At 56.8% G+C, this 23,697-nt stretch carries 17 protein-coding genes; 4 read left to right on the forward strand and 13 right to left on the reverse strand.

From position 1 onward, the window contains the following. Nucleotides 1-6 precede the first annotated feature (6 nt). The 9 genes from lpxK to GT756_RS03765 all read right to left on the reverse strand — a co-directional run bounded on the left by lpxK (nt 7) and on the right by GT756_RS03765 (nt 11,666). Complete coding sequence (gene lpxK, locus GT756_RS03725) at nt 7-987, reverse strand: tetraacyldisaccharide 4'-kinase (RefSeq protein ID WP_114508002.1); 981 nt, start codon at nt 985-987, stop codon at nt 7-9. Further along, complete coding sequence (gene msbA, locus GT756_RS03730) at nt 984-2,732, reverse strand: lipid A ABC transporter ATP-binding protein/permease MsbA (protein WP_004201387.1); 1,749 nt, start codon at nt 2,730-2,732, stop codon at nt 984-986. Before msbA ends, lpxK begins: the two co-directional genes overlap by 4 nt. A gap of 36 nt (nt 2,733-2,768) precedes the next feature. Next, nucleotides 2,769-5,033 (reverse strand): ComEC family protein, encoded by a 2,265-nt coding sequence (locus tag GT756_RS03735; RefSeq protein WP_080841185.1) that lies wholly within the window; start codon nt 5,031-5,033, stop codon nt 2,769-2,771. A 202-nt stretch (nt 5,034-5,235) separates the two neighbouring features. After that, nucleotides 5,236-5,523 (reverse strand): integration host factor subunit beta, encoded by a 288-nt coding sequence (ihfB, locus tag GT756_RS03740; RefSeq protein ID WP_002898165.1) that lies wholly within the window; start codon nt 5,521-5,523, stop codon nt 5,236-5,238. Between the two features lie 151 nt (nt 5,524-5,674). Beyond that, nucleotides 5,675-7,348: a 30S ribosomal protein S1 gene (gene rpsA / locus GT756_RS03745; protein ID WP_002898162.1), complete on the reverse strand. Its 1,674-nt coding sequence runs from the start codon at nt 7,346-7,348 to the stop codon at nt 5,675-5,677. A gap of 133 nt (nt 7,349-7,481) precedes the next feature. Then, nucleotides 7,482-8,165, reverse strand: a complete 684-nt coding sequence (gene cmk, locus GT756_RS03750; RefSeq protein WP_004201385.1) for a (d)CMP kinase — start codon at nt 8,163-8,165, stop codon at nt 7,482-7,484. 174 nt (nt 8,166-8,339) lie between these two features. Beyond that, the gene (gene aroA / locus GT756_RS03755; RefSeq protein ID WP_049093756.1) at nt 8,340-9,623 is read right to left on the reverse strand and encodes a 3-phosphoshikimate 1-carboxyvinyltransferase; all 1,284 of its coding nucleotides are present in this window, start codon (nt 9,621-9,623) and stop codon (nt 8,340-8,342) included. Between the two features lie 73 nt (nt 9,624-9,696). Further along, nucleotides 9,697-10,785 (reverse strand): 3-phosphoserine/phosphohydroxythreonine transaminase, encoded by a 1,089-nt coding sequence (gene serC, locus GT756_RS03760; protein WP_004201383.1) that lies wholly within the window; start codon nt 10,783-10,785, stop codon nt 9,697-9,699. 188 nt (nt 10,786-10,973) lie between these two features. After that, the gene (locus GT756_RS03765; protein ID WP_004201382.1) at nt 10,974-11,666 is read right to left on the reverse strand and encodes a DUF421 domain-containing protein; all 693 of its coding nucleotides are present in this window, start codon (nt 11,664-11,666) and stop codon (nt 10,974-10,976) included. Nucleotides 11,667-11,781: 115 nt separating this feature from the next. On the opposite strand from GT756_RS03765, the gene ycaO reads away from it, so the two are divergent. The 4 genes from ycaO (at nt 11,782) to pflA (ending at nt 18,051) form a co-directional block, all read left to right on the forward strand. Next, nucleotides 11,782-13,542: a 30S ribosomal protein S12 methylthiotransferase accessory factor YcaO gene (ycaO, locus tag GT756_RS03770; protein WP_023320066.1), complete on the forward strand. Its 1,761-nt coding sequence runs from the start codon at nt 11,782-11,784 to the stop codon at nt 13,540-13,542. A gap of 385 nt (nt 13,543-13,927) precedes the next feature. Continuing rightward, nucleotides 13,928-14,785, forward strand: coding sequence for a formate transporter FocA (focA, locus tag GT756_RS03775; protein WP_004201380.1), 858 nt, complete (start codon nt 13,928-13,930; stop codon nt 14,783-14,785). Nucleotides 14,786-14,836: 51 nt separating this feature from the next. Further along, on the forward strand, nt 14,837-17,119 hold the full coding sequence (gene pflB / locus GT756_RS03780) for a formate C-acetyltransferase (protein WP_004201379.1): 2,283 nt from the start codon (nt 14,837-14,839) through the stop codon (nt 17,117-17,119). Between the two features lie 191 nt (nt 17,120-17,310). Next, the gene (gene pflA / locus GT756_RS03785; RefSeq protein WP_002898145.1) at nt 17,311-18,051 is read left to right on the forward strand and encodes a pyruvate formate lyase 1-activating protein; all 741 of its coding nucleotides are present in this window, start codon (nt 17,311-17,313) and stop codon (nt 18,049-18,051) included. Between the two features lie 158 nt (nt 18,052-18,209). On the opposite strand, the gene GT756_RS03790 is transcribed toward pflA, so the two are convergent. From GT756_RS03790 to dmsA, 4 genes are all read right to left on the reverse strand, one after another. Beyond that, nucleotides 18,210-19,358, reverse strand: coding sequence for an MFS transporter (locus GT756_RS03790; RefSeq protein ID WP_004201378.1), 1,149 nt, complete (start codon nt 19,356-19,358; stop codon nt 18,210-18,212). Nucleotides 19,359-19,632: 274 nt separating this feature from the next. Continuing rightward, nucleotides 19,633-20,496 carry a dimethyl sulfoxide reductase anchor subunit family protein gene (locus GT756_RS03795; RefSeq protein ID WP_160124558.1) on the reverse strand — a complete coding sequence of 288 codons (864 nt, stop codon included), beginning with the start codon at nt 20,494-20,496 and terminating at the stop codon, nt 19,633-19,635. A 1-nt stretch (nt 20,497) separates the two neighbouring features. Next, nucleotides 20,498-21,115: a DMSO/selenate family reductase complex B subunit gene (locus GT756_RS03800; RefSeq protein ID WP_160124559.1), complete on the reverse strand. Its 618-nt coding sequence runs from the start codon at nt 21,113-21,115 to the stop codon at nt 20,498-20,500. A 10-nt stretch (nt 21,116-21,125) separates the two neighbouring features. After that, nucleotides 21,126-23,564, reverse strand: coding sequence for a dimethylsulfoxide reductase subunit A (dmsA, locus tag GT756_RS03805; protein ID WP_160124560.1), 2,439 nt, complete (start codon nt 23,562-23,564; stop codon nt 21,126-21,128). Nucleotides 23,565-23,697: the final 133 nt, after the last annotated feature.

Consider the following 23,697-nt stretch of genomic DNA (forward strand, 5'->3'; position numbering starts at 1 on the left):
CGTCGGTTAACGTTGCGCCAACGTCGCTAAGTCCGCAAGCAACCGCTGTGCGCGTTCATCGGCCATTATGGCGTCGACCGGTAAATACCACCAGTTCGCAGCGGCGAAATCGCGACATTTCACGGCGTCTTTCTCGGTCATCAGCAGCGTCTGCCCGGCGGTTACCAGAGCGGTGACATCGGCCTGGCTCAGCGCCTGATGGTCCGCCAGCGCCACGGTTTTGACCGGCTGGACGCCACAGCTTTCGAGGGTGGCGAAAAAGCGCGGCGGATGGCCGATGCCGGCCATTGCCACTACGTTAGTGAAGGTAGAGACATCGCGACGTTCGCCGGTAAGCAGGTTGACCGCCATCCCGGGACGCAGCTGCATCGGGATCTCTCCCGGACGCGACACGCCGCCGTTGACGATAATCGCATCAACGCTTTGCAAGCGCGATGCCCGCTCACGCATCGGCCCGGCAGGCAGCCACCAGCCGTTGCCAAAGCGGCGCACGCCGTCGATGACGACAATTTCCCGGTCCCGCGCCAGCTTATAGTGCTGCAACCCATCGTCGGTGACGATAATCTGCAGCTCGTGCGCGCTGAGCAGCGCTTTCACCGCGTCGCTGCGCAGCGGAGAGACCGCCACCGGCGCGCCGGTGCGCTGATGGATGAGCACCGGTTCATCGCCTGCCTGCGCCGTACTGGTCCGGTCAGTTAATACCAGCGGGTAGCGTTCGGCTTTACCGCCGTAGCCGCGAGAGACCACCCCAACGCGAATGCCGCGCTGCTGCAGTTGCTCCACCAGCCAGATCACCACCGGCGTTTTACCGTTGCCGCCGGCGGTCAGGTTACCGACCACCACCACCGGCACCGGCGCGCGCCAGGCTTTTTTCCACCCCAGCTGATAGCTGAGGCGAATCAACGCGCTCACCAGGCCATACAGCCAGGAGAGCGGCAGCAGCAGGCGCCACAGCGGCGACTCACCGGACCAGATGCGCGCGATCATTCGCCGAATTGCATCTTATGCAGCTGGGCGTATACGCCTTTATGCTCCAGCAGGTCGTGGTGCGTTCCGCGCTCCACGATCCGCCCGTCTTCAACCACCACAATCTCATCAGCCTGCTCAATGGTTGACAAACGGTGGGCAATAACCAGCGAGGTGCGGTTTTTCTGCAGCTCATCCAGCGCCGCCTGAATCGCACGCTCGGACTCGGTATCCAGCGCCGAGGTGGCTTCATCGAGGATCAGGATCGGGCTGTTACGCAGTAGCGCACGGGCAATAGCAATACGCTGGCGCTGGCCGCCGGACAGCATCACGCCATTTTCGCCGATGATGGTATCCAGGCCATTGTCCATCTTGTTGATGAAGTCCATGGCGTAGGCCATTCGCGCAGCCTCTTCAATCTGCTCGCGGCTGTACTCTTCAGTACGGGCATAGGCGATGTTATTGGCGACGGTATCATTGAACAGGTGCACGTTCTGTGAAACCAGCGCTACCTGGTCGCGCAGCGAGCTCAGCTTGTACTCGCGCAAGTCATGGCCATCCAGCAGGATCTGCCCATCGTCGACATCGTAGAAGCGCGTGATCAGGCTGGCGATGGTCGATTTACCCGAACCGGAGCGTCCCACCAGCGCCACAGTTTTCCCTTCCGGGATATCGAGATTGATATTGCGCAGCGCGGCCACTTCGCGACCCGGATAGGTAAAGGTGACGTTCTCGAACTTGAGATTGCCTTTCGCCCGCTCAATGACGCGGGTACCTTCGTCTTTCTCCTGCTCGGAATCGAGGATCGCAAACAGCGTCTGGCATGCCGCCATCCCGCGCTGGAACTGGGCATTGACGTTGGTCAGAGACTTCAGCGGACGCATCAGCGCAATCATGGAGGAGAAGACCACGGTAATGGTCCCAGCGGTCAGGGTGTCCATCACGCTCGGGAAGCTGGCGGCATACAGGACAAAGGCCAGCGCCAGGGAGGCGATAAGCTGAATGATCGGGTCGGAGATAGACGAGGCGGAAACCATTTTCATCCCCTGCAGGCGCATTTTATTGCTGACCTTATCAAAACGTTTGGTTTCCACTTCCTGGCCGCCAAACATCAGCACCTCTTTGTGCCCTTTCAGCATCTGCTCAGCGCTGGTGGTGACCTGCCCCATCGTGTTCTGCATATTCTTACTGATATTGCGAAAACGCTTGGAGACCACGCGGATTGCTACCGACACGATCGGCGCCAGTACAATTAGGATCAACGACAGCTGCCAGCTGTAATAGAACATCATCACGAACAGGCCGATAATCGATGCCCCTTCGCGGACCACGGTGATCAGCGCGCTGGAAGAGGAGGAAGCGACCTGTTCAGAATCATAGGTGATACGTGACAGCAGCGTCCCGGTAGACTGCTTGTCAAAGAAAGCCACCGGCATGCCCATCATGTGGCCGAACAGGCGACGACGCATGGTCATTACCACTTTGCCGGAAACCCAGGAGATACAATAGCTCGAGATGTAGCTGGTGATCCCACGCAGCACCATCAGCCCGATAACCACCAGCGGCATCCATAGCAGCACTGAGCGATCCGTTTTACCAAAACCATCATCCAATAACGGTTTAAGAAGCGATAACATGAAGGTGTCACTGCCCGCGTTAAGCACTAACGCCACCGCCGCTACGATTAGCCCGGCTTTAAACGGTGCAATAATCGGCCAAAGTCGGCGGAAGGTCTGCCACGTGGAGAGATCTTTATCGTTCTGCATTCAATAAACCAGCTTGTGTTGAAATAGCCGCATATTCTACCCGTTATCGGCGGGCGCGCCAAACCACTGATGATACCAACGAGGTAAAACTTGATCCCGTAAGCTATGGATTTGCCACCCTTCTGCAGAAAAAACCACCGTTATCTGCCCCTGCTGCGGCGTGGCGAACCAGCGATACCCCCGCTGGCGATAGCGCTGAACGACCTTGTGCGAGGGCATCCGCCACGCATTGTAGCGCGAAGCGGAAACCAGCGCGGCCGCGCCATCCACCCGCCGGACCAGCAGTTCGCTGGAGGAGGTGTTGCTGCCGTGATGGGGAACCTGAATAAGTGTAGACGCCAGATGCTGCCAGTAGCGGCTGATCATCGCCTGCTCCGCCTGACGTTCGATATCGCCGGTCAGCAGGATGCTGGAGCGACCGTCATCGATTCGCACCACGCAGGAGTGATTGTTTCCCTTTGCCGCGCTGCCCGGCAGCGGCCACAGCGCCTGGAAAGTGAGTCCCTGCCACTGCCAGCGTTCGCCGCGATGGCACGGCAGATGACGCGCCCAGCCTAAAGGGCTGCGCACCCACGCCTGCGGCCAAGCCTGCAGCACAGATTCGAGGCCGCCGCGATGGTCAAGATGCTCGTGGCTCAGCATAATCCCCTGCAGCTGCAGATGGTGCCAGCGCAGCCAAGGGATAATCACCTGTCGACCGCTGTCGCCCTGCGGCCATGCCGGCCCGGTATCGTACAATAACGCCTTGCCGTGACGTTCGATCACCATCGCCAGCCCCTGCCCGACATCCAGCATCGTTACCCGCCATTGGTCCGCGGGCGGTTGCCGGCTGAATGGCCGCGCCAGCAAAAACAGCACACTCAGACACAGCGCTGGAGTATACCGCCAGCTCTGAAAACGCCAGCCCATCACCAGCAGCCACGGCAGGCTACTGATCCAGAGCCAACGGGCATCCAGCGTCAGCCAGCCGTCCGGTAAACGTCGTAACCCCCAGAACAACACCGCCAGCACGCGATCGGCTGCCAGCCAGATCAGCGACGCCACCACCTCCGGTCCAGTGAGATGCAGGAGCATTCCGGCGAGAATGAGCGGCACCGCCAGCAGGGTCACTAACGGTACCGCCAGCAAATTAGCGGCCATCGACGTCAGGCTTATGCCATGGAAGAGCAGCAGCTGCAGCGGCATCAGCAGCAGCGTCACGCCAGCCTGCAAATGCACGAGGGCGAACAGCGCTTTCCACGGCCAGCGCCAGCGACTGTCAGGCAGCGGTAACCACTGGAACCAGAAGATCAGCCCCGCCACCGCGAAGGCGGATAGCCACAGGCTTTGCGACAACACCGCCAGCGGATCGGCAACCAGAATCGCCCCCAGACAGCAGAGCCACATCTGCCACGCCGTCCAGCGTTGACCCGACAAACGTAAAGCACAACAGACTGCAAGCCCTACGCAAGTGCGCAGGGCCGGTGGCTGCATACCGGTCAGCCAGGCATAGCCGACTGCGCCCGCCAGCCCAGCCAGCAGCGGTAGCCGCCAGCCGATCCAGCGCCCCGGGAAAAGGGACTGTAAACCGCGCAGCAGGAGCACGATCAGGGAAGCCGCAAGAGCAATATGCAAACCGGAGATAGCCATCAGGTGGGAGGTGCCTGTGTTCTGCATCAGGACTTTGATCTCCGCCGGCAGCACCAGCCGCTCCCCCATCCCCAGGCCCAGCATCACCGGATGCCAGGGATAAGTCTGCAATCGCCGGGTCAGCGACGCCAGGTAGCGGGCGCGCAGACTGCAGCGGGTATCCAACGCGGAAGCGGCGACGATCCCCCCGCTCAGCGGCCGATGCTGGGCCAGCGCATAGCGCTGGCTGTCGAAGCCTCCGTCATTGAGCTGCCCATGCACCGGCCGCAGGCGCAGCGTCATCATCCAGCGCTGCCCCGCACAGACGGGGGCTGGTGCAAGTTCCCCGTATAACGTCACGCCAACCGGGGGGAACAGGAAGCGGTCCGCCAGGCGCACAATCTGTCCGCGGTGCAGAGTCTGGCCATCCGTCTCGTGGAGGAACACTTCCGCCTGCCGGGCGGCGCCGGTGAGGTGCTGCGTTGGCCACAGCGCCTGATATGCGCTCAATACTCCCCAGACCATCAGCAGAAGCGTCATCGCCACAACGGCGATGACCGTCCCGCGCAGACGGGTCAGCAACAGCGCCAGTACGCCGGCGAACGCCAGAATGCCCGGGCCCGGCAACGCGGGTAGCCAGAGTAGCGGCAGTATCGCGATGATGGCGCATCCGGCAAGCCATGGTAGACGCATAAACACCTCCCTGTGAGCGGGCAGTGTTACGCAAAGCGAAGCTGACGTCCTCGGGCAGAATTCAGGCGCGCGTGCAGCGTTCCAGACAATCGTCACGCTAGCAGTCAGGCGCTTTTTTTTTGCGAAGCGGGACGTAAATGGCGGGCACAAAAAAAGCACCCGAAGGTGCTTTTATCGTCAGGCCGGTTGCACGTCGTGCAACTCACCCTTCATAAATATTGGCGCGGTCACGTAATTCTTTCCCGGGCTTAAAGTGCGGAACGTACTTACCTTCCAGTTCGACTTTATCACCAGTTTTCGGGTTACGTCCGGTGCGAGGTGCACGATAGTGCAGAGAGAAGCTGCCGAAACCGCGGATTTCAATGCGCTCACCTTGAGCAAGCGTTGAGGCCATATGTTCCAGCATTTCTTTAACAGCATCTTCCACCGCTTTCGCCGGAATGTGAGATTGCTGGCTGGCAAGTCTTTCAATCAATTCTGACTTGGTCATTATTCCTCCGGTTTCCTTCAAGGCAAAAATTAGCTAACAGCTTAAACAAGGGCGGCCGTAGCCGCCCTTTGTGCTTGATTACAGGACGAATCCTGCAATCTGTCAAGTAAACTCGTCACTATTCAGGTTGTTATTACCTGAATGACAAAGATTACTCGCCTTTCGCTGCTTTGAACGCTTCAGCCATGGCGTTGTTGGAGAAGTTCGCGTCTTCCTGCTTGTTCACGGTAGCGATAGCGTCTTTTTCTTCCGCTTCGTCTTTCGCACGTACAGACAGGCTCACTACGCGGTTCTTACGATCCACGCCAGTGAATTTCGCTTCAACTTCGTCGCCAACGCTCAGAACCAGAGTTGCGTCTTCAACGCGGTCACGGGATGCTTCAGAAGCACGCAGGTAACCTTCTACGCCGTCAGCCAGTTCTACGGTTGCGCCTTTCGCGTCAACTGCAGTGACTTTACCAACAACGATAGCGCCTTTCTTGTTCAGAGCAACGTAGTTGTTGAACGGATCTTCCGCCAGCTGTTTAACGCCCAGGGAGATACGCTCACGCTCTGCGTCAACCTGCAGAACAACTGCTGCGATTTCGTCGCCTTTTTTGTATTCACGAACTGCTTCTTCGCCTGCAACGTTCCAGGAGATGTCAGACAGGTGAACCAGGCCGTCGATGCCGCCGTCCAGGCCGATGAAGATACCGAAGTCAGTGATAGACTTGATTTTACCTTCAACACGGTCGCCCTTGTTGTGGGTTTCCGCGAACTGCTGCCATGGGTTAGATTTGCACTGCTTCAGACCCAGGGAGATACGACGACGTTCTTCGTCGATATCCAGAACCATCACTTCCACTACGTCGCCAACGTTAACAACTTTGGACGGGTGGATGTTTTTGTTGGTCCAATCCATTTCGGAAACGTGAACCAGGCCTTCAACGCCTTCTTCGATTTCAACGAAGCAGCCGTAGTCGGTCAGGTTGGTCACGCGACCGGTCAGTTTGGTACCTTCCGGATAACGTTTAGCGATAGCTACCCACGGATCTTCGCCCAGCTGTTTCAGGCCCAGGGATACACGGGTACGCTCGCGGTCGAACTTCAGCACTTTAACAGTGATTTCGTCGCCAACGTTTACGATTTCGCTCGGATGCTTAACGCGTTTCCAGGCCATATCGGTGATGTGCAGCAGGCCGTCAACGCCGCCCAGATCAACGAATGCACCGTAGTCAGTGAGGTTCTTAACGATACCTTTGACTTCCATGCCTTCCTGCAGGTTTTCCAGCAGCTGATCGCGCTCTGCGCTGTTTTCGGATTCGATAACGGCACGACGAGAAACAACAACGTTGTTACGCTTCTGGTCCAGCTTGATGACTTTGAACTCAAGCTCTTTGCCTTCCAGGTGCAGCGTGTCGCGCACCGGACGAACGTCTACCAGGGAACCCGGCAGGAACGCACGAATACCGTTCAGCTCAACAGTGAAGCCACCTTTAACTTTGCCGTTGATAACACCGGTAACAGTTTCAGCGTCTTCGTAAGCTTTTTCCAGCGTGATCCAAGCTTCGTGACGTTTAGCTTTCTCACGGGACAGCAGAGTTTCACCGAAGCCGTCTTCTACTGCATCCAGAGCAACGTCAACTTCGTCACCAACCTGGATTTCCAGCTCGCCCTGGGCGTTTTTGAACTGCTCAGCCGGGATGGCGGACTCAGATTTCAGACCGGCGTCAACCAGTACTACGTCTTTGTCGATAGCAACAACAACACCACGAACGATGGAACCCGGGCGGGTTTCGATTTCTTTTAAGGATTCTTCAAACAGTTGAGCAAAAGATTCAGTCATGTTTAATCTTCAGGTTAATATTAACGTCCACCTGGCTCCGTGCCGGATGGGGTTGTTTCACATACCCGCTGACCATCCATTGCCGCGGGGTACTGCTATAATTCGGAGGCTTCGGCGCGTTACCGGTTAAGGCTTACGCAACGGCCAATTTTTCGCGCGCATATTGTAGCGCTTTTTCAATCACTTGCTCAATGTTTAGTTCGGTTGAATCGAGAACTAATGCATCGGCAGCCGGGACAAGCGGCGCCACGGCGCGATTTCTATCGCGATCGTCACGCTCTTTTATCTCGGACAAAAGACGTTCAAAGTTAACATCAAAGCCCTTTTCCTGCAACTGCCGCATGCGGCGATGCGCTCGCTCATCGGCCGAGGCATCGAGGAAAATTTTCACCGGCGCGTCCGGGAAAACCACCGTGCCCATATCGCGCCCGTCGGCGATAAGCCCCGGCAGTTCACGGAAGGCGCGCTGGCGGCGCAGCAGCGCTTCGCGAACGCGAGGGAAAGCCGCCACCTTCGAGGCGGCGTTCGCGACCTCCTGGGTGCGAATTTCGCCGCTGACATCTTCCCCTTCCAGCACCACTTCCAGGTTGCCGTCAGTAGAAATAAAGCGCACGTCAAGATGGGCAGCCAGGGGCACCAGCGCCTCTTCGGACTCCACGTCAACATGATGATGCAGCGCCGCCAGCGCCAGAACGCGGTAGATCGCGCCTGAATCTAACAGATGCCAGCCCAGCGCTTCCGCCATTGCCTTGCACAACGTACCTTTACCCGCACCGCCAGGCCCATCAATGGTGATTACCGGAATATTCGCCGTCATCTTTTTCTCCTTCAGCAAGGCGCATGGAATATAAACGCCGCGCATTATACGCATCAATACGCCGGAAAGTGAGCATTGCTTGTAAATTACGGACTACAGGAAATGAAAAGCAGAAGTTTTGCGCAATTATAGCGGGCTGACAGGACATCAGCCCGCGGGATGACAAAGTTTTACTCAGGCGAGGGTACTGATCCGCGCCAGTTGCTCAAAATAGTCGGGGAACGTTTTCGCCGTACATTTGGGATCAAGGATAGTCACCGGCGTATCAGACAGCGCCACCAGCGAGAAGCACATCGCCATCCGGTGGTCGTTATAGGTGCCGATTTCAGCAAACTTCAGCGCCGCCGGCGGGGTGATGCGAATATAATCTTCACCCTCTTCCACCTCGGCGCCTACTTTACGCAGTTCTGTCGCCATGGCGAACAGACGGTCCGTCTCCTTGACCCGCCAGTTGTAGATATTGCGCAGCGTGGTAGTGCCTTGCGCGAACAGCGCGGCGGTGGCGATGGTCATCGCGGCGTCCGGAATATGGTTCATATCCATATCGATAGCCTTGAGCTCGCCACGGGTGCAGGCGATGAAATCGTCGCCCCAGGTGACGGTGGCACCCATTTTTTCCAGTACGTCGGCGAAACGAATGTCGCCCTGTACGCTGCCGCGGCCGATACCGGTAACCTTCACCGTGCCGCCCTTAATGGCGCCAGCGGCGAGGAAATACGAGGCCGATGAAGCATCTCCTTCCACCAGGTAATCCCCCGGTGACTGATACTGTTGCTTGCCGCGCACCACAAAGCGCTGATAAGACTGGTTGTCCACCTCAACCCCGAAGGTTTTCATCAGGTGCAGGGTGATGTCGATATAGGGTTTCGACACCAGATCGCCCTTAATGGAGATAACGGTATCCTGCGGCGCCAGCGGCGCGGCCATCAGCAGTGCGGTCAGGAACTGGCTGGAGACGCTGCCGTCAACGTCGACGTTGCCCCCCTGGAACCCCCCGCGCAGGCGCAGCGGCGGATAATTTTCCTGCTCCAGATAGTCGATCTGAGCGCCGCCCTGACGCAGGGAATCCACCAGATGGCCAATCGGGCGCTCTTTCATTCGCGGCTCGCCGGTCAGCACGATATCGTTGCTGCCAAGGCACAGAGCTGCCGCCAGCGGGCGCATCGCGGTACCGGCGTTGCCGAGGAACAGCTCCAGCGCCGCTGCGGCATGCAGCGGGCCGCCGTTGCCGGTCACTTCACAGCGGGTACGGTCAGCAGACAGGGTGTATTGAACCCCCAGCGCACTCAGGGCATTCAGCATATGGCGCACATCGTCGCTGTCCAGCAGGTTGGTCAGCACCGTCGTGCCGCGAGCCAGGGCGGCCAGCAGCAGCGCGCGGTTGGAGACGCTTTTCGAACCAGGCAGGTTCACGGTGCCCTCTACGCGTGCGATGGGTTGTAACGTCAGGGATTCCATCAAACTTCACTCTCAAAAAAACAGAATAAAAACCCCGCAGACAGGCCGCGGGGAGGAAGAAAGAAACGGGCGATTAACCGTGGCGGCGTTCGAAGTCCAGCATAAAGTCGGTTAACGCCTTCACGCCGTCCAGCGGCATCGCGTTGTAGATGGAGGCACGCATGCCGCCCACCACCCGGTGGCCCTTCAGCGCGTGCAGCCCGGCGGCAAACGACTCTTCAAGGAACAGTTTATCCAGCGCGCTGTCCGCCAGCTGGAACGGCACGTTCATGCGGGAGCGGTTGGCTTGCGCCACATCGTTACGATAGAAGCCGCTGTTATCGATCACGCCATACAGCAGTTCGGCTTTCTGCTGGTTGATCTTGTCCATCGCGGCGACGCCGCCCTGCTGTTTCAGCCACTTAAACACCAGACCGGCCAGATACCAGGCGAACGTCGGCGGCGTGTTAAACATCGAGTCATTCTCGCTTAACACGGTGTAGTCGAGGATTGACGGGCAGGCCACGCTGGCTTTACCCAGCAGATCTTCACGCACGATAACCAGCGTCAACCCTGCCGGGCCGATATTCTTCTGCGCGCCAGCGTAGATCACGCCGTAGCGGTTGACGTCAATTTCGCGAGACAGAATAGTGGAGGAGAAATCGGCGGTCACGATGACGTCGTCGCCGAAGTTCGGCGTATCGTCAATCGCGATACCGTCAATGGTTTCGTTCGGGCAGTAGTGCAGATACGCCGCGCCCGGCGTCAGCTGCCACTCGCTCATTGGCTTGACCGCGCGCTTGCCGTCGACGGTGATTTTCGCGTCGATGACGTTAGGCGTGCAGTATTTCTTCGCCTCTTTGACCGCGCTGGCCGCCCAGTAGCCGGCGTCCACATAGTCAGCGACGTTTTTATCGCCGAGGATGTTCAGCGGGATCCCGGCGAACTGGCCGCGGCCGCCGCCATGGCAGAACAACACTTTATAGTTGGAAGGGATGTTCAGCAGAGAACGGAAGTCCTGTTCTGCCTCTTCTGCCACCTGGATGAATTCCTTACCACGGTGACTGATTTCCATGACCGACGTACCCAGACCGTGCCAGTCGCACAGTTCCTGCTGAGCCAGTTTGAGTACTTCCGCCGGCAGCATTGCCGGGCCCGAACTGAAGTTATAGACCTGAGCCATTTCCCCTCACCACGTTGCTATGTTGTTTTGCCCGCGAACCGCCGCGGGCATAAGTTATTCCTGTGGCTATCGGTTTTATCATTCAGTGACACGGTCCGCAATGGCTAAAACTCGCCGACGGCAAAACGCGGCAGCCGTCACACAACAGAATCTATCGGCTTGACGTAATAAAACCGACATATTTGCTGTCAGGTGAGCCGTTTCGCCCGGCTGGCCTTCGACCATTCTGCATTTGCGCAGCGGGGACATATTCGCTTTTCTCCCGCCTGCATCGCCATCACGATGCTGCAGCGTACGCAGGCGTAGATCCCTTCCTGAGGAATAGTGGTATAGCGCGTGGTGCAGTGCGTCGGGAGGATCGACAACCCGGCCCTCACCTCGTCATCGGGATAATAAAACACGCTGATCTGGCCGTTGGTTTCAAGGATCGCCAGCCGCACCTGGCCGAGCTGCTCGACGCTGTTGACCCGCAGCTCCATAAAAAATTCAAATTCGGTCATATTTTCCGCATGCAGTTTCTCCCAGGCCAGCTGCCCCTCCTCCACCACCACGATGGGCTTGCCCTCCAGCAGATCCTCCAGCTTTTCGCTATGTCCCATCAGCCACATGATGCCGCGATAAAGCAGCGCCAGCGTGACGAAGACCACCAGCACCGGCAACAGCGGGACATCGTCATAAAACGCCACGTCCCCCGCCGCCGAACCGAGGGTCAAAATAATCAGCACCTCAAACAGCGACATCTGCCGCACGCCGCGCCGTCCGGTAATTTTGAGGAAAATAAAGACCAGAACGAAGGTGTAGAGGCTGCGCAGCGCCACCTCGCCGAGAAATTCCACCGGCACTTTATCGAGCGCCATCCGCTGCCAGTCAAAGGCTTTCATTATCATCTCCCTGAGCATTAAAAGATGTCTCTAAGCATAGCCAGATGATGGAGATAGCACCTGTCAGATAAAAGCCGTATCATTGCGCGCTTTCCGTACGACAAAAGTGATCGCCATGACCCAAACGTTTATTCCCGGCAAAGATGCCGCCCTGGAAGATTCCATCGCTCGCTTCCAGCAAAAATTGCTCGACCTCGGATTTGATATCGAAGAGGCCTCGTGGCTGAACCCGGTGCCGCACGTGTGGTCCGTTCACATTCGCGATAAGGAATGCGCGCTGTGCTTTACTAATGGTAAAGGCGCCACCAAAAAGGCAGCCCTCGCCTCCGCGCTGGGCGAATATTTCGAGCGCCTGTCCACCAACTATTTTTTCGCTGACTTCTGGTTAGGCGACACTATCGCTAATGGCCCGTTCGTTCACTACCCGAACGAAAAGTGGTTCCCGCTGACCGAAGACGACGAGGTCCCGGAAGGCCTGCTGGATGCTCGTCTGCGCGCGTTCTACGATCCGGACGATCAGCTGACGGCCAGCATGCTGGTGGATCTGCAATCCGGTAATGATGAGCGCGGCGTGTGCGGCCTGCCCTTTACCCGCCAGTCCGACGGCGAAACGGTCTATATTCCTATGAATATCGTCGGCAACCTGTATGTCTCCAACGGCATGTCCGCCGGCAACACCCGTAATGAAGCTCGCGTGCAGGGCCTGTCCGAAGTCTTTGAGCGCCACATCAAAAATCGCATCATCGCCGAAAGCATCAGCCTGCCGGAGATCCCGGCGGAGGTCATGGCGCGCTATCCGGGCGTCGTGGAGTCGATCGCCAAACTGGAAGCCGAAGGTTTCCCGATCTTTGCCTATGATGGCTCGCTGGGCGGCAAGTATCCGGTTATCTGCGTCGTGCTGTTTAACCCGGCAAACGGCACCTGCTTCGCCTCTTTCGGCGCCCACCCGGACTTCGGCGTGGCGCTGGAGCGTACGGTCACCGAACTGCTGCAGGGCCGTAGCCTGAAAGATCTCGACGTCTTCACGCCGCCGACCTTCGACGATGAAGAGGTCGCCGAGCACGCTAACCTCGAAACCCACTTTATCGACTCCAGCGGCCTGATTTCCTGGGATATGTTCAAGCAGGATGCCGACTATCCGTTCGTGGACTGGAGCTTCTCCGGCACCACAGAAGAAGAGTTCGCCACCCTGATGGCCATCTTCAAGGCCGAAGATAAAGAAGTGTATATCGCCGACTACGAGCACCTGGGCGTTTACGCCTGCCGTATCATCGTCCCGGGGATGTCGGATATTTACCCAGCGGAAGATCTTTGGCTGGCGAACAACAGCATGGGCGCTCATCTGCGAGACACCATTCTGTCCCTGCCGGGCAGCGAGTGGGAAAAAGAAGATTACCTGGCGCTGATCGAGCAGATGGACGATGAGGGTCTGGATGATTTCACCCGCGTTCGCGAACTGCTGGGCCTCGCCACCGGCAAAGACAACGGCTGGTATACCCTGCGCGTCGGTGAGCTGAAAGCCATGCTGGCCCTGGCCGGCGGCGATCTGGAGCAGGCGCTGATCTGGACCGAGTGGACCATGGAATTCAACGCTTCGGTCTTCAGCGCCGAACGTGCTAACTACTATCGCTGCCTGCAGACCCTGCTGCTGCTGAGCCAGGAAGAGGAGCGTCAGCCGCTGCAATACCTGAACGCCTTCATCCGTATGTACGGCGCCGAGGCGGTCGAAGCCGCCAGCGCGGCGCTGAGCGGGGAAGCGCCGTTCTATGGCCTCCAGGCTGTCGACAGCGATCTGCAGGCCTTCCCGGCCCATCAGTCGCTACTGAAGGCTTATGAAAAACTGCAGCGGGCGAAGGCGGCGTTCTGGGCAAAATAAGCCCTAAGCGCGCCATCGTGGTTGCCAACAACGGAGCCCAATGTGGCTCCGTTGATTTCACCTGACGAGGTGGCCACTATAGTTTGTAGTTGTAAAGTTAATTAATAGTAAATAACGCGCTTATAACATTTACCATTCGTTAATTTTAAATAAAATACTCCATATTAATTAACTCAAGAAATGGCGTGAAAACGAAAAAATTCAACATAATTTATAAATTTTAAAATTTATTTTCCTCATAATATTCAATCAGTTAATTCAATAAATCACAAAAACCACACACTAAAAAGGCATATAGTTCCGGTGAGATATGATCTATATCAATTTCCCTTCTATAATGCTTTGTTAGTATCTCACCGCCAACTTATATAAAGAGAGAGTTAGTGTGAAAGCTGACAACCCTTTTGATCTTTTGCTCCCTGCCGCGATGGCGAAAGTCGCCGAAGAAGCAGGTGTCTATAAAGCAACGAAGCATCCGATGAAGACCTTTTATCTGGCGATCACCGCTGGCGTTTTCATCTCCATCGCTTTCGTATTCTATATCACCGCGACCACCGGCACTGCCGCGATGCCTTATGGGATTGCCAAGCTTATCGGTGGGGTCTGTTTTTCCCTGGGTCTGATTCTGTGCGTTATCTGCGGCGCTGACCTCTTTACCTCTACGGTATTGATCGTGGTGGCGAAAGCCAGCGGTCGAATTACCTGGGGGCAACTGGCAAAAAACTGGCTCAACGTCTATTTTGGTAACCTGGTGGGCGCACTGCTGTTTGTGCTGCTGATGTGGTTATCAGGCGAATATATGACTGCCAACGGCGGTTGGGGGCTCAATGTCCTGCAGACCGCTGACCACAAAATGCACCATACTTTTGTGGAGGCCGTGAGCCTGGGTATCCTCGCTAACCTGATGGTTTGTCTCGCCGTATGGATGAGCTATTCCGGTCGTAGCCTGATGGATAAAGCGATGATCATGGTCCTGCCGGTAGCGATGTTCGTTGCCAGCGGCTTTGAGCACAGCATCGCCAACATGTTTATGATCCCGATGGGTATCGTAATCCGCAACTTTGCAAGCCCGGAATTCTGGACCGCAATCGGTTCGACTCCGGAAAGTTTCTCTCACTTGACCGTTATGAACTTCATCACTGATAACCTGATTCCGGTAACTATCGGGAACATTATCGGCGGGGGTCTGCTGGTCGGGTTGACATACTGGGTCATTTACCTGCGTGGCAACGACCATCACTAAGGGTTGTTTCAGGCAGTAAATAAAAAATCCACTTAAGAAGGTAGGTGTTACATGTCCGAGCTTAATGAAAAGTTAGCCACAGCCTGGGAAGGTTTTGCGAAAGGTGACTGGCAGAATGAAGTCAACGTCCGTGACTTTATTCAGAAAAACTACACCCCATATGAAGGCGACGAATCCTTCCTGGCTGGCGCGACTGAAGCGACCACCAAGCTGTGGGACACCGTAATGGAAGGTGTAAAACAGGAAAACCGCACTCACGCGCCTGTTGATTTTGACACTGCCCTGGCTTCCACCATCACCTCTCACGACGCAGGCTATATCGAGAAAGGTCTGGAAAAAATCGTTGGTCTGCAGACCGAAGCGCCGCTGAAACGTGCGATCATCCCGTTTGGTGGTATTAAAATGGTTGAAGGTTCCTGCAAAGCGTACAATCGCGAACTGGACCCGATGCTGAAAAAAATCTTCACCGAGTACCGTAAAACTCACAACCAGGGCGTTTTCGACGTCTATACTCCGGACATCCTGCGCTGCCGTAAATCCGGCGTACTGACCGGTCTGCCGGATGCTTACGGCCGTGGTCGTATCATCGGTGACTACCGTCGCGTTGCGCTGTACGGTATCGACTTCCTGATGAAAGACAAATTCGCCCAGTTCAACTCTCTGCAAGCGAAACTGGAAAGCGGCGAAGATCTGGAAGCGACCATCCGTCTGCGTGAAGAAATTGCTGAACAGCACCGTGCGCTGGGCCAGATCAAAGAGATGGCGGCTAAATATGGCTACGACATCTCCGGTCCGGCAACCACCGCTCAGGAAGCTATCCAGTGGACCTACTTCGGTTACCTGGCTGCCGTGAAATCTCAGAACGGCGCGGCAATGTCCTTCGGTCGTACCTCCAGCTTCCTGGATATCTACATCGAACGTGACCTGCAGGCGGGTAAAATCACCGAGCAAGACGCGCAGGAAATGGTTGACCACCTGGTCATGAAACTGCGTATGGTTCGCTTCCTGCGTACGCCGGAATACGATGAACTGTTCTCCGGCGACCCGATTTGGGCAACGGAATCCATCGGCGGTATGGGCGTTGACGGCCGTACTCTGGTGACCAAAAACAGCTTCCGCTTCCTGAACACCCTGTACACCATGGGGCCGTCTCCGGAGCCGAACATCACTATCCTGTGGTCTGAAAAACTGCCGCTGAGCTTCAAGAAATTCGCGGCTAAAGTGTCCATCGATACCTCTTCTCTGCAGTATGAGAACGATGACCTGATGCGTCCGGACTTCAATAACGACGACTACGCTATCGCATGCTGCGTAAGCCCGATGGTTGTTGGTAAGCAAATGCAGTTCTTCGGTGCTCGCGCCAACCTCGCGAAAACCATGCTGTACGCTATCAACGGCGGCGTGGATGAAAAACTGAAAATGCAGGTGGGTCCGAAATCTGAACCGATCAAAGGCGACGTCCTGAACTTCGACGAAGTCATGGAGCGCATGGATCACTTCATGGACTGGCTGGCTAAACAGTACGTCACTGCGCTGAACATCATCCACTACATGCACGACAAGTACAGCTACGAAGCCTCTCTGATGGCGCTGCACGACCGTGACGTTATCCGCACCATGGCGTGTGGTATCGCGGGTCTGTCCGTTGCTGCTGACTCCCTGTCTGCTATCAAATATGCGAAAGTTAAACCGATTCGTGACGAAGACGGTCTGGCTGTTGACTTCGAAATCGAAGGCGAATATCCGCAGTTTGGTAACAACGATGCTCGCGTCGATGACATGGCCGTTGACCTGGTTGAACGTTTCATGAAGAAAATTCAGAAACTGCACACCTACCGCAACGCGATCCCGACTCAGTCTGTTCTGACCATCACCTCTAACGTGGTATATGGTAAGAAAACCGGTAACACCCCAGACGGTCGTCGCGCTGGCGCGCCGTTCGGACCAGGTGCTAACCCGATGCACGGTCGTGACCAGAAAGGCGCTGTTGCCTCTCTGACCTCCGTAGCGAAACTGCCGTTTGCTTACGCGAAAGATGGTATCTCTTACACCTTCTCTATCGTACCGAACGCACTGGGTAAAGATGACGAAGTTCGTAAGACCAACCTGGCGGGTCTGATGGATGGTTACTTCCACCACGAAGCGTCCATCGAAGGTGGTCAGCACCTGAACGTGAACGTGATGAACCGCGAAATGCTGCTCGACGCGATGGAAAACCCGGAAAAATATCCGCAGCTGACCATCCGCGTATCTGGCTACGCTGTACGTTTTAACTCCCTGACTAAAGAACAGCAGCAGGACGTTATTACCCGTACCTTCACTCAGACCATGTAATTCCCTGTCTGACTGAAAAAGCGTACAATAAAGGCCCCACATCAGTGGGGCCTTTTTAACAAGCAATCCCCGCCCTAGCCTGCTTTGCCAGTTATCTATACTTTGGGTATCTGTCAAAACAGACTCGACACAGCCGCTGAGCTGTGCACCAACACGGCCCCGGATGGGCCACATCTGGAGAAAACACCGCAATGTCAGTTATTGGTCGCATTCACTCCTTTGAATCCTGTGGCACCGTTGATGGCCCGGGCATCCGCTTTATTACCTTTTTCCAGGGCTGCCTGATGCGTTGCCTGTACTGCCATAACCGTGATACATGGGATACCCACGGCGGCAAAGAAATCACCGTTGAAGAGCTCATGAAAGAGGTGGTGACCTATCGTCACTTTATGAATGCTTCCGGCGGCGGCGTCACCGCATCGGGCGGTGAGGCGATCCTGCAGGCGGAGTTTGTTCGCGACTGGTTCCGCGCCTGTAAGAAAGAAGGTATTCATACCTGTCTCGATACCAACGGCTTTGTCCGTCGCTACGATCCGGTTATCGACGAACTGCTGGAGGTAACAGACCTGGTGATGCTGGATCTCAAGCAGATGAATGATGAGATTCACCAGAACCTGGTCGGCGTCTCTAACCATCGTACGCTGGAATTCGCCCAGTATCTGGCGAAGAAGAATATCAATGTCTGGATCCGCTACGTGGTGGTTCCGGGCTGGTCAGACGATGATGACTCCGCGCACCGCCTGGGTGAATTTACCCGCGATATGGGCAATGTCGAAAAAATCGAGCTGCTGCCATACCATGAGCTGGGCAAACACAAATGGGTAGCGATGGGCGAAGAATACAAGCTGGACGGCGTCCATCCGCCGAAGAAAGAGACCATGGAGCGGGTAAAAGGCATCCTTGAGCAGTATGGTCATAAAGTGATGTACTAATCCCACCCGGGCCGGTGAAGCACCTATGCCGGCCTGCAACGGCGTGGGAAGCCGTGTCCGTCCAGCCGTTTCTCATGCAAAGCGGCAGGTTGGCTGTGCAGCAGCAAGCTTAGGTAATTGAAGCGGATGACGCGCAGCATGCGCTGCGCGTTACAGGATCAGGCGTGCGCCACCGGCGTTGGATGATGCCCGGCTTTGCGCAGCAGGGTCAGCAGATAGATAAACGACACGCTGGCGATCATGATAAACAGCAGGTTATCCGAGAAGTTCTGCATCAGCATCGCCGTCAGCGTCGGGCCCAGCAGGCTGCCGATGGTATAGCTCATCAGCAGCGCCTGGTTCATCGCCACCAGCTGATGGTGCTCCACTTTCTCACAGGCCCAGGCCATCGCCACCGGATACAGCGTGAAACCGGATGCCCCAAGCACAAACAGCGCCGGCGCCATTGCCGCCTGGCTGAGCATCGCCAGACATCCCAGAATCACCACAAAAACCTGCACCCGCAGCACCAGCAGGCGACCGTAGCGGTCTGCCAGCCGCCCTACCGGCCATTGGCCGAGGATCCCCGCGCTCACCATCACCGCCATCCAGAAGCCAATGCCGGCGTCGCTGACGCCCTGATGGTTCAGCCACAACGGCATCAGGCCATACAGCGAACCGAGGACAATCCCCGAGATAATACAGCCATTGACCCCGTGGCGCGCCTGGCGCAGCTTAAGCATCGGCCAGATCCGTACCGTTTCATGCGGCTCTTCGGCCTGCCCCATAATGCGGGTAAACAGCAGCGGCAGGATCGCCGCCAGCGCCAGGCCCGTCACCCACGGCAGGACGCTCATTAAATCAGTGGGTAGTTTACTGACCATCAGTTGGCCGAGTACGGTACCAACGTAATAAACCATCATGTACGCCGCCAGCAGACGACCGCGGCTGCGAGAAGTGCCGCTGCAGACCAGCGCGCTTTCCACTACCACCCAAATCATCGCGCAGCCTACGCCGGCGATAAACCGCCAGCTCAGCCACGTCCAGAAGCCCACGGTGATCCCCAGCCCTACGCAGCCGACGGCAAAGATTAACGACGCGAGATAATAGCTGCGGTTAAACCCCAGGCGCTTGATCACCCAGCCGGCAAGCAACGTACCGGCCAGGTTGCCGGTAAAATAAGATGACCCCACCATGCCGACCTGCCAGGTTGGCATATTTTCATGGGCGAGCCACAGCGGGACGAGCGTATTCAGCACCGCTATCGCCAGGGTCAGTAAAAGCAGGCCACAGAGCAGCATTTGCACTGGCCGGGTGTAGATGGTCATGGGTAAAAACCGTGAGGAATGTTCAGATCGCGAGCGCATCATGCCACCGCTAAAAACATTGTCAATCCACCTGAAATCAGGCCTGACGCGGTTTTGCAGGGCACGATAGAAGTTTTTTATCCACAGAAGGGGGAAAGGTGAGGCAACAAATAATACGCTATTGTTTTTCTTAATTTATTAATAAATCCCGGCGTTAATTTCAGTCGAAAAATTTCATCTATCAACAGCACGTTTTCATCATGCCGGCACGCCTGCGCCGGCATGATGACGCTGATTAACTGGCGATAGCCATCCCGACGGTCATATGCAGACCATAGAATACGCCGCGGCCAATCATCTCTCCCGCCAGCACCAGAACAAACGCCAGGCCGAGCAGCGAGAGCGCCGGCTTGCGGCCGCGAATCTGCGGCACGCACCAGCAGGCCAGGGCCAGCGCCAGCAGCACCACGCGCCAGGCCATAAGCAGCCCATAATCCGGCACCAGGGCGGAGGCCTGCTGAATTGAGCTGCGGATAGTGGCGAGTTCACTCCCCTGCATCAGGACCACCACAATACTCGCCAGCAGCGCCAGCAAAGTGACCACCGGCAGCAGGCGCATCGCCCAACCGTCGACGCCTGCGACGCGCAGCAGCAGATAGCCCAGCAGCGGGCCGCCGATAAACAGCGTCAGGAAGAAGCTCAGCGGCGTCCAGACGGTATACCAGGTCGGCACCGTGTCGATGGTGTTATAGACCCGCACCATCATCCAGACGAAGATCACCCCCAGCGCCATGGTCACTACCAGCCACAGGCTACGCAGTCCGGCAGGCAGCTTTTTGCACACGGCCAGCAGCCAGCCAATCCCGCCAATGGCGAAGAAGATCGCCCCGCTGGCTATCTCATTACTCAGCGACGAGGCCCCCACGCGATTGAGCGAATTAAAGGCCCGCAGCGGCGAACCGAGGTGCATTGTCGAGGCGATAAACCCGACCCCCATCAATACCCACAGGCCGAACATGCTACCTACCACGCGCTGCTCCTGCTCACGGGGAAGCTTACCCGTCATCAGCGTCAGCGCCAGGACGATGAAGCCGCCCGCGACGCACTGGCCGAAGACCGTAAAGATCATCAGCGGCCATTCATGCCATCCGTTTCCCATCTCACACCTCCTTCGGGTTCGCCTGGTAACCGGTGGTATCGCCACACGGCCGGGCATTGGCGTTAGGTTTGATCACGATGCTCGGCCGGGTAAAGTGCGCCGAAGGCAGCGGCGCCACCGCCGCCAGCTGGCCGTGCTTAGCGCGCAGTTCGGCAATCGGCCCGAAATCCAGCGCCCGCAGCGGGCAGGACTCGACGCAGATCGGCTTTTTCCCTTCGGCGACGCGCTCGTGGCAGCCGTCGCACTTAGTCATATGGCCTTTATCGGCGTTATACTGCGGCGCGCCGTACGGACAGGCCATATGGCAGTAACGGCAGCCAATGCAGACCTCTTCGTTGACCACCACAAAACCGTCTTCGCGCTTGTGCATCGCACCGCTCGGGCAGACCTTGGTGCAGGCCGGATCTTCGCAGTGGTTACAGGCGATGGAGAGGTAATAGGCGAACACGTTCTGATTCCAGACGCCGTTATCCTCCTGCCAGTCGCCGCCGGCATATTCATAGATGCGGCGGAAGCTGACCTCCGGGGTCAGATTTTTGTAGTCCTTACAGGCCAGTTCGCAGGTCTTGCAACCGGTGCAACGGGCGGAATCAATAAAAAATCCATACTGAGTTGTCATCGGTTACTCCTTACAGCTTCTCAACCTGGACGAGGTTGGTATGCGACGGGTTTCCCTTCGCCAGTGGCGAGGGGCGCTGGGTGGTCAGCACGTTGATGCTGCCCGCCTGATCCACACGCGAGGCGTCCGGGTTATACCATGCCCCTTCCCCCAGCGCGACCACGCCGGGCATCATGCGTGGGGTCACCTTCGCTTCGATATGCACTTCCCCACGGTCGTTGAAGATGCGAATGCGATCGCCGTTGGCAATGCCGCGCTGGCGGGCATCGATCGGGTTAATCCACATCTCCTGCCGACAGGCGGCTTTCAGTACATCAACGTTGCCGTAGGTTGAGTGAACGCGTGATTTATAGTGAAAACCGGTCAGTTGTAGCGGGTATTTTGCCGTCAGCGGATCGTTGTAGTTTTCGAAGCCCGGGGTGTATATCGGCAGCGGATCGATAACATCCCCTTCCGGCAGCTCCCAGGTGGCGGCGATTTTCGCCAGATCCTGCGAGTAAATTTCGATCTTGCCCGAAGGCGTGGTCAGCGGATTAGCCTGCGGATCCTCACGGAGGGCTTTGTAGGCCACATGATGACCTTGCGGATCGCGCTGCTTATAGATGCCCTGCTGACGGAAGGTGTCGAAATCCGGCAGGTCGGGAATCGCTTTGCGCGACTGCTCATACAGATAGCGCATCCAGCCTTCCTGGGTACGGCCTTCGGTAAATTTCTCCTCGACGCCAAGGCGCTTCGCCAGCTCGCTGGTCATCTCATAGATGGTTTTACATTCGAAACGCGGCTTAATGGCCTGGTCGGCAAAGATGACGTAGGACATGTTGCCGCAGGAGGCATCCAGCGCGAAATCCATCTGCTCAGAGGCGGTGCAGTCCGGCAGCAGAATATCGGCGTATTTCGCTGACGAGGTCATATGACAGTCGATGACCACAATCATCTCGCACTTCTTATCGTCCTGCAGGATTTCGTGGGTGCGGTTGATCTCAGAGTGCTGGTTGATCAGGCAGTTGCCCGCATAATTCCAGATCATTTTGATCGGCACATCGAGCTTATCTTTGCCACGCACCCCATCGCGCAGGGCGGTCATTTCAGGGCCGCGCTCAATCGCATCGGTCCACATAAACATCGAGATGCTGGTCTGAACCGGATTCTCCAGCGTCGGCATACGTTCAAACGGCAGGCTGTAGGAGCCCTCGCGCGCACCGCTATTGCCGCCGTTGATCCCGACGTTACCGGTCAGAATGGCGAGCATCGCGATAGCCCGGGTGGCGATTTCGCCGTTGGCATGACGCTGCGGTCCCCAGCCCTGGCTGATATAGGCCGGTTTAGCGGTGGCAATTTCCCGCGCCAGTTTAACAATGCGTTCGCGCGGAATACCGGTAATGGTCGAGGCCCACTCCGGCGTTTTGGCGATACCGTCAGTGCCCTCGCCAAGAATGTAAGCTTTGTAATGACCATTGGCTGGCGCACCGGCGGGCAGCGTTTTCTCGTCGTATCCCACGCAGTATTTATCGAGGAACGGCTGATCGACCAGATTCTCGGTGATCATCACCCACGCCAGACCCGATACCAGCGCCGCATCGGTGCCTGGGCGAATAGGGATCCATTCATCTTCGCGTCCGGCGCCGGTGTCGGTATAGCGCGGATCGATAATGATCATCCTGGCATTGGATTTCTGGCGCGCCTGCTCAAGATAGTAGGTCACCCCGCCGCCGCTCATCCGCGTTTCCCCGGGGTTGTTGCCGAACAGCACTACCAGCTGGCTGTTTTCAATATCCGACGGGCTGTTGCCATCTGCCCAACCGCCGTAGGTGTAATTCAACCCGGCAGCAATCTGCGCGGATGAATAGTCGCCGTAATGATTGAGATACCCGCCGCAGCAGTTCATCAGACGGGCAATCAGGGTTTTCCCCGGCGGCCAGGAGCGGGTCAGCGTGCCACCCAGCGTGCCGGTGCCGTAGTTCAGATAGATGGACTCATTGCCGTAATCTTTAATCAGCCGCTGCGTCGTGCTGGCGATGATATCGAATGCCTCTTCCCAGCTGATTTGCTCGAATTTACCCTCACCGCGTTTACCTACGCGCTTCATGGGGTATTTCAGCCGATCGGGGTTATAAACCCGGCGGCGCATAGAACGTCCGCGCAGGCAGGCGCGCACCTGATGCAGGCCGTCATAGTTATCGTCACCGGTATTATCGGTTTCAACGTATTTAATCGCGCCATCCACCACGTGCATGCGCAGCGGGCAGCGGCTACCGCAGTTGACGGTGCATGCGCTCCAGACCACCTTCTCACTGGCCGGGGCTGGCGTGTCGGCGGCATGGGCCATACGGGAAAAGGGTAACGTTAGTGCGTTGCTGGCCAGCGCCAGGCCGCCTATTGCCGTGGTTTTCATCAGACCACGGCGGCTTACCTCAGCAGCCAGTAAAGCATCGGGGGCTTTAATTTTCATGGATACTCGCTTTGGTTGCTCACAATAAACTGATAAGCACTATATAGTCATATATATAATGCTTTGAAATATTATTGGTTTTTTATGCTGATTTAATCCAAAGGGAGTATCACTGCATTCGCGGAAGGGATTA

The organism is Klebsiella sp. Q2, from assembly GCF_009900705.1.
Lineage (GTDB): Bacteria > Pseudomonadota > Gammaproteobacteria > Enterobacterales > Enterobacteriaceae > Klebsiella > Klebsiella quasipneumoniae.

Excerpts from the sequence above, each read along its gene's own strand:
- GT756_RS03790 (WP_004201378.1), bottom strand. The coding sequence starts at position 19,358 with ATGACCATCTACACCCGGCCAGTGCAAATGCTGCTCTGTGGCCTGCTT.
- GT756_RS03765 (WP_004201382.1), bottom strand. The coding sequence starts at position 11,666 with ATGAAAGCCTTTGACTGGCAGCGGATGGCGCTCGATAAAGTGCCGGTG.
- aroA (WP_049093756.1), bottom strand. The coding sequence starts at position 9,623 with ATGGAATCCCTGACGTTACAACCCATCGCACGCGTAGAGGGCACCGTG.
- serC (WP_004201383.1), bottom strand. The coding sequence starts at position 10,785 with ATGGCTCAGGTCTATAACTTCAGTTCGGGCCCGGCAATGCTGCCGGCG.
- msbA (WP_004201387.1), bottom strand. The coding sequence starts at position 2,732 with ATGCAGAACGATAAAGATCTCTCCACGTGGCAGACCTTCCGCCGACTT.
- rpsA (WP_002898162.1), bottom strand. The coding sequence starts at position 7,348 with ATGACTGAATCTTTTGCTCAACTGTTTGAAGAATCCTTAAAAGAAATC.
- pflA (WP_002898145.1), top strand. The coding sequence starts at position 17,311 with ATGTCAGTTATTGGTCGCATTCACTCCTTTGAATCCTGTGGCACCGTT.
- dmsA (WP_160124560.1), bottom strand. The coding sequence starts at position 23,564 with ATGAAAATTAAAGCCCCCGATGCTTTACTGGCTGCTGAGGTAAGCCGC.
- pflB (WP_004201379.1), top strand. The coding sequence starts at position 14,837 with ATGTCCGAGCTTAATGAAAAGTTAGCCACAGCCTGGGAAGGTTTTGCG.
- GT756_RS03795 (WP_160124558.1), bottom strand. The coding sequence starts at position 20,496 with ATGGGAAACGGATGGCATGAATGGCCGCTGATGATCTTTACGGTCTTC.
- lpxK (WP_114508002.1), bottom strand. The coding sequence starts at position 987 with ATGATCGCGCGCATCTGGTCCGGTGAGTCGCCGCTGTGGCGCCTGCTG.
- ycaO (WP_023320066.1), top strand. The coding sequence starts at position 11,782 with ATGACCCAAACGTTTATTCCCGGCAAAGATGCCGCCCTGGAAGATTCC.
- cmk (WP_004201385.1), bottom strand. The coding sequence starts at position 8,165 with ATGACGGCGAATATTCCGGTAATCACCATTGATGGGCCTGGCGGTGCG.
- GT756_RS03800 (WP_160124559.1), bottom strand. The coding sequence starts at position 21,115 with ATGACAACTCAGTATGGATTTTTTATTGATTCCGCCCGTTGCACCGGT.
- ihfB (WP_002898165.1), bottom strand. The coding sequence starts at position 5,523 with ATGACCAAGTCAGAATTGATTGAAAGACTTGCCAGCCAGCAATCTCAC.
- GT756_RS03735 (WP_080841185.1), bottom strand. The coding sequence starts at position 5,033 with ATGCGTCTACCATGGCTTGCCGGATGCGCCATCATCGCGATACTGCCG.